Annotated in this window: 9 protein-coding genes; 2 read left to right on the plus strand and 7 right to left on the minus strand. The window is 75.5% G+C overall.

The genetic code is table 11. The features are described 5' to 3' along the window. Positions 1-179 precede the first annotated feature (179 nt). The gene (locus BLQ97_RS14175) at positions 180-1,220 is read left to right on the plus strand and encodes a toll/interleukin-1 receptor domain-containing protein (RefSeq protein WP_139173653.1); all 1,041 of its coding nucleotides are present in this window, start codon (positions 180-182) and stop codon (positions 1,218-1,220) included. A 129-nt stretch (positions 1,221-1,349) separates the two neighbouring features. On the opposite strand, the gene BLQ97_RS14180 is transcribed toward BLQ97_RS14175, so the two are convergent. The 4 genes from BLQ97_RS14180 to BLQ97_RS14195 form a co-directional block, all read right to left on the minus strand. Beyond that, positions 1,350-3,050, minus strand: a complete 1,701-nt coding sequence (locus BLQ97_RS14180) for a flavin monoamine oxidase family protein (protein WP_091366660.1) — start codon at positions 3,048-3,050, stop codon at positions 1,350-1,352. Next, on the minus strand, positions 3,047-3,850 hold the full coding sequence (locus tag BLQ97_RS14185) for a carbon-nitrogen hydrolase family protein (protein WP_245692179.1): 804 nt from the start codon (positions 3,848-3,850) through the stop codon (positions 3,047-3,049). The genes BLQ97_RS14180 and BLQ97_RS14185 overlap by 4 nt, the downstream gene beginning before the upstream one ends. After that, positions 3,847-5,292 (minus strand): amino acid permease, encoded by a 1,446-nt coding sequence (locus BLQ97_RS14190; RefSeq protein ID WP_217637199.1) that lies wholly within the window; start codon positions 5,290-5,292, stop codon positions 3,847-3,849. The genes BLQ97_RS14185 and BLQ97_RS14190 overlap by 4 nt, the downstream gene beginning before the upstream one ends. Positions 5,293-5,405: 113 nt before the next feature. Next, positions 5,406-6,020 (minus strand): helix-turn-helix domain-containing protein, encoded by a 615-nt coding sequence (locus tag BLQ97_RS14195; RefSeq protein ID WP_091366970.1) that lies wholly within the window; start codon positions 6,018-6,020, stop codon positions 5,406-5,408. 130 nt (positions 6,021-6,150) lie between these two features. Here BLQ97_RS14195 and speB point away from each other — a divergent pair, with 130 nt between their 5' ends. Next, positions 6,151-7,107, plus strand: coding sequence for an agmatinase (speB, locus tag BLQ97_RS14200; RefSeq protein WP_091366661.1), 957 nt, complete (start codon positions 6,151-6,153; stop codon positions 7,105-7,107). 82 nt (positions 7,108-7,189) lie between these two features. Here the strand turns inward: speB and BLQ97_RS14205 are convergent, their stop codons facing one another. From BLQ97_RS14205 to gabT, 3 genes are all read right to left on the minus strand, one after another. Next, a complete protein-coding gene (locus BLQ97_RS14205) occupies positions 7,190-7,687 on the minus strand; it encodes an Lrp/AsnC family transcriptional regulator (RefSeq protein ID WP_091366662.1) in 498 nt (165 codons plus the stop codon). A 97-nt stretch (positions 7,688-7,784) separates the two neighbouring features. Next, positions 7,785-10,913, minus strand: coding sequence for an NAD-glutamate dehydrogenase domain-containing protein (locus BLQ97_RS14210; RefSeq protein ID WP_091366663.1), 3,129 nt, complete (start codon positions 10,911-10,913; stop codon positions 7,785-7,787). Continuing rightward, complete coding sequence (gene gabT, locus BLQ97_RS14215) at positions 10,910-12,265, minus strand: 4-aminobutyrate--2-oxoglutarate transaminase (RefSeq protein ID WP_091366664.1); 1,356 nt, start codon at positions 12,263-12,265, stop codon at positions 10,910-10,912. The genes BLQ97_RS14210 and gabT overlap by 4 nt, the downstream gene beginning before the upstream one ends. Positions 12,266-12,330 lie beyond the last annotated feature (65 nt).

Consider the following 12,330-nt stretch of genomic DNA (forward strand, 5'->3'; position numbering starts at 1 on the left):
CACGCCGCGTTGAGCAGCGTCGGCATCGTGCCCTCGACCCAGACGACGAACCTGATGAGGTCTTCGGCAAGAAGATCCGCTCACGATCGTCGCGCCGGTGCTCGTTGTCGCCACCGGTCAGCGGTGGGAGCCTCTGCCCGGAGCGACCCGCCGTCGCCGGGCCGCGCGGAGGTCGGGCGGTGCGGATCTTCCTGAGCTACCGGCGCAGCGACGTCGGCGGGTACGCCGGCCGGCTGGCCGACGGGCTGCGCGGCGGCGTCGGCGCGGACAACGTCTTCCAGGACGTGCTGACCATCGCCCCGGGTGAGGACTACACGGCGGTCATCGACCGCGCCCTCGACGACAGCGACGTGCTGCTGGCCGTCATCGGGCCCGGCTGGCTCACGGCGACGGCGCCGGACGGGTCCGCCCGGCTGGCCCAGGCCGACGACTACGTGCGGCTGGAGGTCGTCCGGGCGCTCGACCGCGGGGTGCGGGTCGTCCCGGTGCTCGTCGGCGGCGCCCGGCTGCCGGCGGCCGGCGAGCTGCCCGAGGACCTGCGGCGGCTGGCGCAGCGGCAGGCCGTGGTGCTGCGCGACGAGTCCTGGCACCAGGACGTCGACGGGCTCCTCCGGTCGCTGCGGGGCGAGGCGGCGGCACCCACCGGCCGGCGCCGCCGCCGCGGACCGGTCCTGCTCGCCGTCGCCGTCCTGCTGGTCGTCCTCGGGGCGGGGGCCTGGTGGCTGGCGCGGCCGGCCGGCGGCGGAGGCGGCGACCCGGCCGCGGCGACGGAGACGGCTACAGAGGAGGACTCGGAGGAGGACATCGCGTCGTGCACCCCGCCGGCCGGCGACGGGTGGAGCACCCTCCCCCTCAGCGCCGACCCGACCGGCGAGGAGCAGGTCGACGGCGGCCGGCTCGACTTCGCGGTGGCCGCCGCCCACTGGCGCGCGGACCGGGCCGCCTGGCAGGTGGTCCTCGAGACGAGCATGACCGCCGACGTGCCCGAGGGCGCCTACCACGGCTCCTGGCGGTACGACTCCCTCGTCGTCGGGCAGCGGGCGTTCCCGCCGACGTGCTTCTCCCCCACCCCCGACTTCGTGGACCCCGACACGGTCGGCGACGCGCTGGTCGGCTTCGACGTCACCTGCGAGCCGGCCGGCTACGTCGAGCTCCGGCTGGAGGACGACGCCGATCGCATCGACGTCACCCCGCCCGACCTCGGTCCCGGGGACTGCTGAGGACCACCGGGCCACCTCGGCCGGGCAGGGTGCGCGGCGCCTCCCGGGCCGGTTCCGTGCTCTGCCGGCCCGGTCCGACCCGGAGGGGACGGAACGAGCCGGCAGAGGTGCGCCCGGCCGGCTGGCGGCTCAGTCCTCGGGCAGGCGCACCGGGGCGAGCTCGTCGAACAGGTCGCCGGGGCCCGGGTTGTCCGGGTGGCTGCGCCCGCCGAGGTGGTGCACCACGCCCCACACCGCGTTGAGCGCCGTCTGCACCGCGCCCTCGGCCCAGCCGGCGGTCCAGGAGATGTCGTCGCCGGCGAGGAACAGCCCGCGGTACTGCTCGGGCAGGTCGTCCTGCTTGAAGTGGGTGAACAGCCGCCGCTGGTAGCGGTAGTGGCCGGGCAGGTTGGCCTTGAACGCGCCCATGAAGTCGCGCTCGGACTCCCACGACACCGTCACCGGCGAGGCGATGACGTGCCGGCGCAGGTCGACGTCGGGGTAGATCTCGCGCAGCGAGGCGAGCATGACCTCCATCCGCTCGGTGGCCGACAGCGGCAGCCACTTGAGCGAGTCGTCGGCCCAGGTGTAGCTCAGGCAGATCAGCCCGGGCTTCCCCTCGCCCTGGTCGAGCAGGTACGTGCCGCGGGTCATCCGGTCCGACAGGGTCATGCTCATCCGGTGCCGGCCGGTCCGCGGGTCGACGTCCTTCCAGAACGGCCGGTCGACCAGGCAGAACAGCTTCGTCGAGCCCATGTAGTGGGTGCGCTCGATCGCCGTCCAGTGGTCGATCGGGAACAGGCTCTCGTCGCAGGCGATCCGGGAGAGCAGGTTCCAGCTCTGCGCGGTGAACACCGCCGCCCGGAAGGTGCGGATGCCGCCGGCGGAGTCGGTGACGGTGAGGCAGTTGGGCGCCGTGCGGTGCAGCCGGGTCACGCCGGGCAGCGGGCGCCCGCCGGCGTGCAGCGAGGCCAGGCTGGTGCCGGCCGGCCAGTGCACCGGCTCCTCGACCGCGTGCCGCCACAGCCCCACCGGGAGCTGCTGGGAACCGCCCACGATCGACAGGTGGTCGTCGTCGGCGGCGGTGTAGACCACCCGCAGGATCTCCAGCATCGAGTTCGGGTAGTCGGTGTCCCACCCGCCGGTGCCGAAGCCGACCTGGCCGAACACCTCGCGGTGCCGGAAGGAGCGGAAGGCCGGCGAGGCGGCGAGGAAGCCGTAGAAGGTGGTGTCGTCGAGCTGCTCGACCAGCTCGTCCCAGATCGCCTTGATCGTCTTGACGTCGCGGTCGCGGATGGCGGTCTGCATCTCCGCCAGCCGCGCCCCGTGCGCCAGCGTGTCGTGCCAGGCGTCGGCCACCTCGCGGTAGAGCGGCGGGAGGTCGTCGAGGGTCTGCGCGTAGTGGGTCTCGCCCTTGAGGTCGACCACCGTGCTCGGGGTGGCCACGTCGAGCGGGTTGGGGAAGCGCGTCGTGCGCAGGCCCAGCTGCCGCACGTAGGAGAAGAAGGACGTCGACGACGGCGGGAAGCGCATCGCGCCCATCTCGGCGACCACGCCGGGGTGCCCCTCGAACGGCGTGGAGCGCAGCCGGCCGCCGATCTCGTGGGCCTCGTACACGACCGGCCGCAGGCCCAGCTTCATCAGCTCGTGGGCGGTGACGATGCCCGACAGGCCCCCGCCGATGACCGCGACCTCGGTGCCGTGCTCGCTCTCGGGCACCTCGCCCAGCCCGGCGGGGTGGGCCAGCCAGTCGTCGTAGGCGAAGGGGAAGTCCGGGCCGAACATCGTCAGCGGCCGGGCCGGGCGCTCCTCGCCCGGCTCGTGGGTGGCGACGGGGATGGCGGAGGTCATGCGCGGGTCTCCGTGGGGTAGAGCTCGGGACGGCGGTCGGTGAGGTGGGTGTTCACCGCGCGGGACGCGGCGAGGACGGCGGGGTCGACGTCGGCCAGCAGCAGCTCCTCGCCGCGGCCGGCGCGGGCGAGCTCGGTGCCCTCGGGCGAGACGACGCAGCTGGCGCCGCAGTAGACGAACGCGCCCTCGGTGCCGGTGCGGTTGGCGTAGGCGACGTAGAGCTGGCTCTCGTAGGCCCGGGCCGGCACCAGCACCGTGCCCACGTGGCCGTAGGGGTCCATCAGCCCGGTGGGGACGACGAGCAGCTCGGTGCCGGCCAGCGCGTGGGCGCGCACGGCCTCGGGGAACTCGACGTCGTAGCAGACCAGCAGGCCGACGGTGAGGTCGTCGAGCCGGAACTGCACCACGCCGACGTCGCCGGGCACGAACGCGTCCCGGTCGACGTCGCCGTAGAGGTGGGCCTTGGCGTAGGTGGCCAGCAGGCTGCCGTCCCGCTCGAGGACGGCGACGGTGTTGGCCACCCCGGCCGCGGTGCGCACCGGCAGCCCGACGGCGATCGCCAGCCCGTGCTCGGCGGCGATCGCGGCCACCCGGTCGGAGAGCGGACCGGGCACCGGCCCGGCCAGCTCGGCCACCCGGTCGGCGCCGATGGCGTAGCCGGTCAGCGACATCTCCGGGGTGACCAGCAACCGGGCGCCGGCCGCCGCGGCCCGACGGGCGGCGTCGGCGACCGCCGCCAGCCCGGCCTCCGGGTCGGGCGTGTGCGCCGGGCCCTGCAGCAGCGCGATCCGCACGGTCACGCGCCCGTGCGCAGGGCCGAGCGGCGGTACCCGTAGCCGGAGTAGACGGCCAGGCCGAGCAGCATCCAGCCGACGAACACGACCCAGGTCGAGGCGCCCAGGCCGAACATCAGCAGGACGCAGAACAGCACGCCGAGCACCGGGGTGATCGGGTAGAGCGGCGTGCGGAAGGTGCGCGGCAGGTCGGGGCGGGTGCGGCGCAGCAGCACGACGCCCACGTTGACCAGCGCGAAGGCGAACAGCGTGCCGATGCTGGTGGCGTTGGCCAGCTCGCCGAGCGGGATCAGCCCGGCCAGCAGCGCGATGAGCACGCCGACGATCACGGTGTTGGCCACCGGGATCCGCCGGCGGGCGCTCACCTTCGAGAAGACCGGGGGCACCAGCCCGTCGCGCGACATCGCGTAGAGGATGCGGGTCTGCCCGTAGAGCACGGTGAGCACCACGCTGGCGATCGCGATGACGGCGCCGATCGAGAGCAGCACCGCCGTCCAGGTCTGGCCGGTGGCCAGGGACAGCACGTCGGCCAGGGCCGCCTCCGAGCCGCTGATCTGCGGCCACGGCACGGCGCCGACGGCGGCCAGCGCGACCAGGCAGTAGACGACGGTGACCACCAGCAGCGACAGCATGATGGCGCGCGGCAGGTCGCGGCGGGCGTCGCGGGCCTCGTCGCCGGCGGTGGAGGCGGCGTCGAAGCCGATGTAGGAGAAGAAGGCCTGCGAGGCCGCCGCGGTCACGCCGGCGACGCCCATCGGCAGGAACGGCGCGAGGTTGCCGGCGCGGAAGGCGGTGAAGGCGACCACGCAGAAGAACAGCAGCACGCCGACCTTGAGCACGACCATGGCGGCGTTGACCCGGGCGCTCTCGCTGGTGCCGCGCAGCAGCAGCACCATCGCCAGGAGGACGACCACGATCGCCGGGACGTTGACCACCCCGCCGTCGCCGGGCGGCGCGGACAGCGCGGCGGGCAGCACCGCGCCGACGGTGTTGGCGGCGAGGTCGTCGATGTAGGCGCCCCAGCCGACGGCGACCGCGGCCACCGAGACGCCGTACTCGAGCATCAGGCACCAGCCGCAGACCCAGGCGACCAGCTCGCCCATGGTGGCGTAGGTGTAGGAGTACGAGGAGCCCGAGACCGGGATGCTGCCGGCGAGCTCGGCGTAGGACAGCGCCGAGAACAGCGCGGTCACGGCGGCGAGCACGAAGCCGAGGACGACGGCGGGGCCGGCCAGCGGGACCGCCTCGCCGAGGATGACGAAGATGCCGGTGCCCAGCGTGGCGCCGATGCTCAGCGCGGTCAGCTGCCACAGGCCCATGGAGCGGCGCAGCCCGTGCCCGCCCGTCTCCTCGTGCTGGGCGACGATGGCGTCGACCGGCTTGAGCCTCAGCAGCTGGCTGCGCCCCGTCCGGGCGGCGGTGCCCGGCTCGGACCTGGTGGTTCCCACGTGCGCTCCTCCGTGCCTGTGCGGCGTCTCCGCCCAGGGTCCTCCGCGGACTCCTGTGGCGTGGGTCGCAGGGGAGCATCACCATCGGTTGCCCTGTTGTCAACCACGGTTTCCTAGGACGACGGCGACGCGGCCGCCCTCCCCTCGGAGAGCGCGGGCGCGAACACCCAGAGCACCCGGGTGACCCCGTCGGTGCGCAGCGAGCGGAAGCCGTGCTCGGCGCCGGGCGAGAAGGTGAACGCGTCCCCGGGCCCGAGCGCGGTGACCTCGCCGGCCACGGTCACCTCGAGGTCGCCCTCCAGGACGAAGACGAACTCCACCTCGGCCGGCAGCGCGTAGGTCTCCGCGCCGCTGCCGCCGCCCGGCGCCACCTCCGACAGCAGCGCCTGCACCCGGCGCTCGCCGGAGGGCGTGAGCAGGTACTCGGTCAGGCCCCGGCCGCCGAAGGAGATGGGCGGGTAGCTGCCGGCCCGGACGACCTCCCCGCTCGGCGCGGCCTCGAACAGGCTGCCGGGAGAGATGCCCAGCGCGGCGCAGACGCGGACCAGCGCGGCCACCGAGGCGCTCGCCTGGTCGCGCTCGAGCTTGCTGAGGAACCCCTTGGTCAACCCGCTGGCCCCGGCCACGTCGGTCAGGGTCAGCCGGCGCGCCTGCCGGACGGCCTTGAGCCGCGCCCCGATCCGCGGCACGCCGTCGTCGGGCACCGCCCGGTCCTGCACCGCCTCCACCGCCACCTCCCCGGTCCCCCGCGACCCTAGTTCGCCGCGCCGGGGAGTTGACAAGTGGGAAACACGAGTTGACAGTGACCGGCGACCCGGACGGGGGAGCCCGTCACCGCACCGTCCCGGAGGAGCACCCGTGCCCGAGCAGACCCCGATCGGCCCCGTCGACGCCACCCGCGTGCCGCGCTACGCCGGCCCCGCCACCTTCGCCCGGCTGCCCCGGCTCGAGGAGGTGTCCCGCGCCGACGTCGCCGTCCTCGGGGTGCCCTTCGACTCCGGCGTGAGCTACCGGCCCGGCGCCCGCTTCGGCCCGGGTCACGTGCGCGCCGGCTCCAAGCTGCTGCGGCCCTACAACCCGGCGCTGGACGCCACGCCGTTCGGCACCCAGCAGGTGGCCGACGCCGGCGACATCGGCGTCAACCCCTTCGACCTCGGCGAGGCGATCGAGACGATCGACCGCGAGGTGACCGCGCTGCGCGCCGACGGGGCCCAGCTGCTCACCATCGGCGGCGACCACACGATCGCGCTGCCGATCCTGCGGTCGCTGGCCCGCGACCACGGGCCGGTCGCCGTGCTGCACTTCGACGCCCACCTCGACACCTGGGACACCTACTTCGGCGCCCCCTACACGCACGGCACGCCGTTCCGCCGCGCCAGCGAGGAGGGGCTGATCGACATGGAGCGCTCGCTGCACATGGGCATCCGCGGCCCGCTGTACAGCAAGCAGGACCTCGAGGACGACGCCGTCCTCGGCTTCCAGGTGATCCGCTCCGACGACTACGAGGTCGACGGCGTGCGCAGCATCGTCGAGCGGATGACGCGGCGGCTGGCCGGCGGGCCGGTGTACGTGTCGGTCGACATCGACGTGCTCGACCCCGCGCACGCCCCGGGCACCGGCACGCCGGAGGCCGGCGGGCTGACCAGCCGGGAGCTGCTCAACACGCTGCGCGGGCTGGTCGGGCTCGACGTCGTGGGCGCCGACATCGTCGAGGTGTCCCCGCCCTACGACCACGCCGAGCTGACCGGGATCGCCGCGGCCCACGTGGGCTACGAGCTGCTGTCGGTGCTCGCGCTCAACCGCGCCGGGGCCTGACCACCACCCCGCGGCAGGTCGTGCTCTGCCCACAGGTGTGGGCAGAGCACGACCTGCCGCGGGAGGAGGGCCGGCCTCCGGCTCAGAGGCCGGGAGCGGCGGGCGCGGGCCCCTGCGGGCCGCGGGTGCCCCACGCGTAGGTCTGCTTGGCCAGGCCCAGGTAGACGTGGGTCTCGGTGGACTCCACGCCCTCCACACCGCGGATGCGGGCGACGACGTCGAGCAGCTGGTCGTCGTCCTCGCAGACCACCTCGACGAAGAGGTCCACCGACCCCGCGGTGATGACCACGTAGTCGACCTCGGTGAAGGCGGCGATCCGCTCGGCGGCGGTGCGGGCGTCGCCGCTGGTGCGCACGCCGACCATCGCCTGCCGGGAGAAGCCCACCTGCAGCGGGTCGGTGACGCCGACGATCTGCATGACGCCGGCGTCGAGGAGCCGCTGCACGCGCTGCCGGACGGCGGCCTCCGACAGCCCGACGGCCGTCGCGATGCGCGCGTAGGGACGGCGGCCGTCCTCCTGCAGCTGCTCGATGATCGCCCGCGAGACGTCGTCCAGCACGAACTGCCGACGGATGGTCACCCGGGAGCCCTCCCGCCTCGGTCGCCTCGACCCGGCGGCCCCGGGCTCCCGGATGGTAGCGACCACCCGGGGGCCCGGCGCCCTCCCTCGGAGGGGGTCAGCCCACCGCCTCGACGAGCCGGCGCAGCTCCGCGACCACCACGCAGGCCCGGCCCAGCACGTCGTCGCGCGCGGACCCGGCCCGGTCGCGGACGGCGGTGAAGCGGGCCAGCGCCGCCCCGTGCCTGCCGGTGAGCACGGCGGGGTCGCGCAGCACCGCGGCCACCAGCGCCCAGTGCATCCGGTCGACCTCCTCGCGCAGCGCGGCGCGGGCGGCCACCACCCAGTGCGAGTCGCCGGCCTGCTCCAGCGTCCAGGCGTGCACCCGCGGCAGGCCGAGCAGCCGCTCCACCTCGGCGTCGGCGGCCAGCACGCGCCCGGCGTCGGCGGCGCCGCCCACCCGGGCCAGGTCGACCACGTCGGCCTGGCAGCCCAGCACCGCCACCCGCTCGGCCAGCTCCGCGCCGGCGCCCGCCGCGGCGAGCTCCGCGGCCAGGGCCCGCGCCCGCTCCCCCGCCGCGCCCGGCCGGGCCAGCCACCCGGCCCGTTCCAGTCCGGCGACGACGGCGGCCAGCGCCGGTGCCGCGGCCGTGAGCGCCGCCGGGTCCCGGTGGGCGGCCAGCAGCCGGTCGGCCACCCGCTCGGTGGCCGCCTGCAGCTCCGGCAGCGCCAGCCGCTCCACGGCCAGCGGCACCTCGCTGCCCGCGACGCCGTCGACCAGGGCCCACAGCGGGTCGAGGTCGAGCACCCGGGTGGCCACCGTGTAGGCGCGGGCGGCCACCGCGGTGGGGACGCCGTGGCGCTCCTCCAGCCGCAGCAGAAAGCCCGGGCCGACCCGGTTGACCAGGTCGTTGGCCAGCTGGGTGGCGGTGATCTCGCGGGCCAGCGGGTGGGCGGCCACCCGGTCGGGCCAGCGCTCGCGCACCGCCCGCGGGAAGTAGGCCGCCAGCACGCCGGCCACCGACGGGTCGTCGGGCAGGTCGCTGGCCAACAGCTCCTGGCGCACCAGGTTCTTCGAGTGCGCCAGCAGCACCGCGGCCTCGGGCCGGGTCAGCCCGGCACCGGCCTGGCGCAGCCGCTCGACGGCCGCCTCCGACGGCAGCCCCTCCAGGTCGCGGTCGAGGCCGTGCCGCTCGAGGTCGCCGATGAGCTGGGCGTGCCGGTCGAGCAGGAACGGCGCCTGCTCGGCGCACACCGACAGCGCCCGGGCCTGCAGCGCGTTGTCGACCAGCACCGCGGCGGCCACCTCGTCCTCGACCGCCCGCAGCACCGCGTCCCGCTCGGCGCGGGGCACCCCGGACAGCGCGATCTTGAGGTTGACCTCGCGGTCGGAGGTGTCCACCCCGGCGGAGTTGTCGATGAAGTCGGTGTTGAGCGCGACCCCGGCCCGAGCGGCGGCGGTGCGGGCGCGCTGGGTCAGGCCCAGGTTGCCGCCCTCCCCCACCACGCGGCAGCGCAGCTCCTCGGCGGTCACCCGGACCGCGTCGTTGGCCCGGTCGCCCACCTGCGCGTCGGTCTCGTCGGCGGCGCGGACGTAGGTGCCGATGCCGCCGTTCCACAGCAGGTCCACCGGCGCCCGCAGCACCGCCCGCACCAGCTCCGCGGGCGGGAGCTCCTCGGCGTCCACCCCGAGCCGGGCGCGCACCTGCGGCGACAGCGGCACGCTCTTGGCGTCGCGGCGGTACACGCCCCCGCCGGCCGACAGCGCCGTCCGGTCGTAGTCGTCCCACGAGGAGCCGGGCAGCGCGAACAGCCGCCGCCGCTCGGCCGCCGACCGCGCGGGGTCCGGGTCGGGGTCGAGGAACACGTGCCGGTGGTCGAAGGCGGCCACCAGCCGCAGCCGGTCGGACAGCAGCATCCCGTTGCCGAAGACGTCGCCGGACATGTCGCCGACGCCGACCGCGGTCAGCTCGCCGTCGGGGTCGACGCCGAGCTCGCGCAGGTGCCGGCGCACCGACACCCAGGCGCCGCGGGCGGTGATGCCCATGGCCTTGTGGTCGTAGCCGCTCGAGCCGCCCGAGGCGAACGCGTCGCCCAGCCAGAAGCCGCGGCTCTCGGCGACCTCGTTGGCCAGGTCGGAGAACGTCGCCGTCCCCTTGTCGGCCGCCACCACCAGGTAGGGGTCCTCGCCGTCGTGCACCACGGTGCGCGCCGGGTGCACGACCGTGTCGCCGTCGCGGTCGTCGGTGACGTCGAGCAGCGCGCCGACGAACGTGCGGTAGGCGGCGGCCACCCGCTGCTGTACCGCCGGGCGGTCGAGGCCGCGCAGGTCCTCCCGGACGACGAAGGCGCCCTTCGCCCCGGCCGGCACGATGACGGCGTTCTTCACCATCTGCGCCTTGACCAGGCCGAGCACCTCGGTGCGGAAGTCCTCCGGCCGCTCCGACCAGCGCAGCCCGCCGCGGGCCACCTTCGCGCCGCGCAGGTGCAGGCCCTCGACGGACGGCGAGCAGACGAAGGTCTCCACCTCCGGCCGCGGCGCGGGCAGCAGGTCCAGCTGCGCCGAGGCGATCTTCAGCGCCAGCGCCGGCCGGGGCGCCCCGGCGGCGTCGGTCTGGTAGCGGTTGGTGCGCACCACGGCGGCCAGCACGTCGCGCAGGCCGCGCAGGATGCGGTCCTGGTCGAGGCTGGTCGTGCGGGTGAGCAGCTCGGCGAGGTGCTCGGCCGCCGAGGCCGCGGCCGCGGGGTCGGCGGCGTCCGGGTCGTGCCGGGCGGCGAAGTGCGCCAGCAGCGCCCGGGCGAACTCCGGCGCGGCGAGCACCGTCTCCTCGACGTAGCCGCGGGACAGGCCCAGCCCGACCTGCGCCAGGTAGCGGCAGGCGGCGCGCAGCACGGCGACGTCGCGCACCGGCAGGCCGGCGCCGACGGTCAGCCGGGACAGCCCGTCGAGCTCGGTCTCCCCCGCCCACGCGGCGGCCAGCGCCTGCTCCAGCCGGGGCAGCGCCGCGTCGGGCGCCGTCCCGGCCGGCAGCAGCAGCTCCAGCCGGGTGGCCGGCGCGTCGCCGTCCCCGGGGACCGCGACGGCGTCGGCCACCCGCACGCCGAGCCGGTCGAGGACCGGCACGACGTCGGCCAGCAGCGGGCGGTCGGCCGGCCAGGTCACCAGGCCGCCGACCCGGCCGCCACCGGCCGGGCCCTCCGGTCGCAGGGTCAGCCGGCGCCGTGCGCCGGCGGCCGGGGCGCTCACTTCCCGACGTGCGCGTCGAAGGCGGCGTCGAGGACGTCGAGGCCCTCGGTGAGCAGGTCGCGCCCGATGACCAGCGGGGGCAGGAAGCGCAGCACGTTGCTGTGCGTGCCGGCGGTCAGCGTGATGACGCCCTCGGCGTGGCAGGCCTTGGAGACCGCGTTGGTCAGCGCGGCGTCGGGCTCGGTGGTGCCCGGCTTGACCAGCTCGACGGCCAGCATCGCGCCGCGGCCGCGCACGTCGCCGACCACGCCGGTGCGCTCCTTCAGCGCGTGCAGGCGCGGCAGCATGGTGGCCTCGATGTCGCGCGCGGCGGCGTTGAGGTCGAGCTCGCGCATGGTGCGGATGCTGGCCAGCGCGGCGGCGCAGGCCACCGGGTTGCCGCCGTAGGTGCCGCCCAGGCCGCCGGTGTGCACGGCGTCCATGAGCTCGGCGCGGCCGGTGACGCCGGCCAGCGGCATGCCGCCGGCGATGCCCTTGGCGGTGGTGACCAGGTCGGGGACGACGCCCTCGTGCTCGGCGGCGAACCAGGCGCCGGTGCGGCAGAAGCCGGTCTGCACCTCGTCGGCGATGAACACCGCGCCCGAGCGGCGGCACCACTCGCTCAGCGCCGGCAGGAAGCCCGGGGCCGGGACGACGAAGCCGCCCTCACCCTGGATCGGCTCGATGAGCACGGCGGCCACGTTGTGCGCGCCGATCTGCGTCTCGATGAGGTCGAAGGCCCGCGCGGCGGCCTGCTCGCCGGTCATCCCGGGCGCGTCGCGGTACGGGTAGGACATCGGCACCCGGTAGACCTCGCCGGCGAACGGGCCGAAGCCGTTCTTGTACGGCATGTTCTTCGCCGTCAGCGCCATCGTGAGGTTGGTGCGGCCGTGGTAGGCGTGGTCGAACACGACGACGGCGGAGCGGCCGGTGGCCACCCGGGCCACCTTGACCGCGTTCTCCACGGCCTCGGCCCCGGAGTTGAACAGCGCCGAGCGCTTCTCGTGGTCGCCGGGGGTGAGCCGGTCGAGCTCCTCGGCGACGGCGACGTAGCCCTCGTACGGGCCGACCATGAAGCAGGTGTGGCTGAACGCCGCGACCTGGGCCTGCACGGCGGCGACCACCTCGGGGGCGGCGTGGCCCACGTTGGTGACGGCGATACCCGAGCCGAGGTCGATGAAGGAGTTGCCGTCGACGTCGACGACCACGCCACCGCTGGCGCGCTCGACGTAGACCGGCAGGACGCTGCCCACGGCGGAGGTCACCGCGGCCGACCGGCGGGCGGCCAGCTCGCGCGAGCGGGGGCCGGGCAGCTCGGTGACGAGGCGCCGCTCCTGCGCGACGGTGTCCGGGCCGGGAAGCAGGGTGGTCATGGCTCTCTCCTCGCGGGTCGGTCTCCCCCGACGGGGGACGTCCTCGGCCTCCAGGGTGGGTGAGG

Origin of the sequence: Geodermatophilus telluris, assembly GCF_900102745.1 — a bacterium.
Lineage (GTDB): Bacteria > Actinomycetota > Actinomycetes > Mycobacteriales > Geodermatophilaceae > Geodermatophilus > Geodermatophilus telluris.

Coding starts and splice junctions, on each gene's coding strand:
- BLQ97_RS14180 (WP_091366660.1), bottom strand. CDS start 3,050: ATGACCTCCGCCATCCCCGTCGCCACCCACGAGCCGGGCGAGGAGCGC.
- gabT (WP_091366664.1), bottom strand. CDS start 12,265: ATGACCACCCTGCTTCCCGGCCCGGACACCGTCGCGCAGGAGCGGCGC.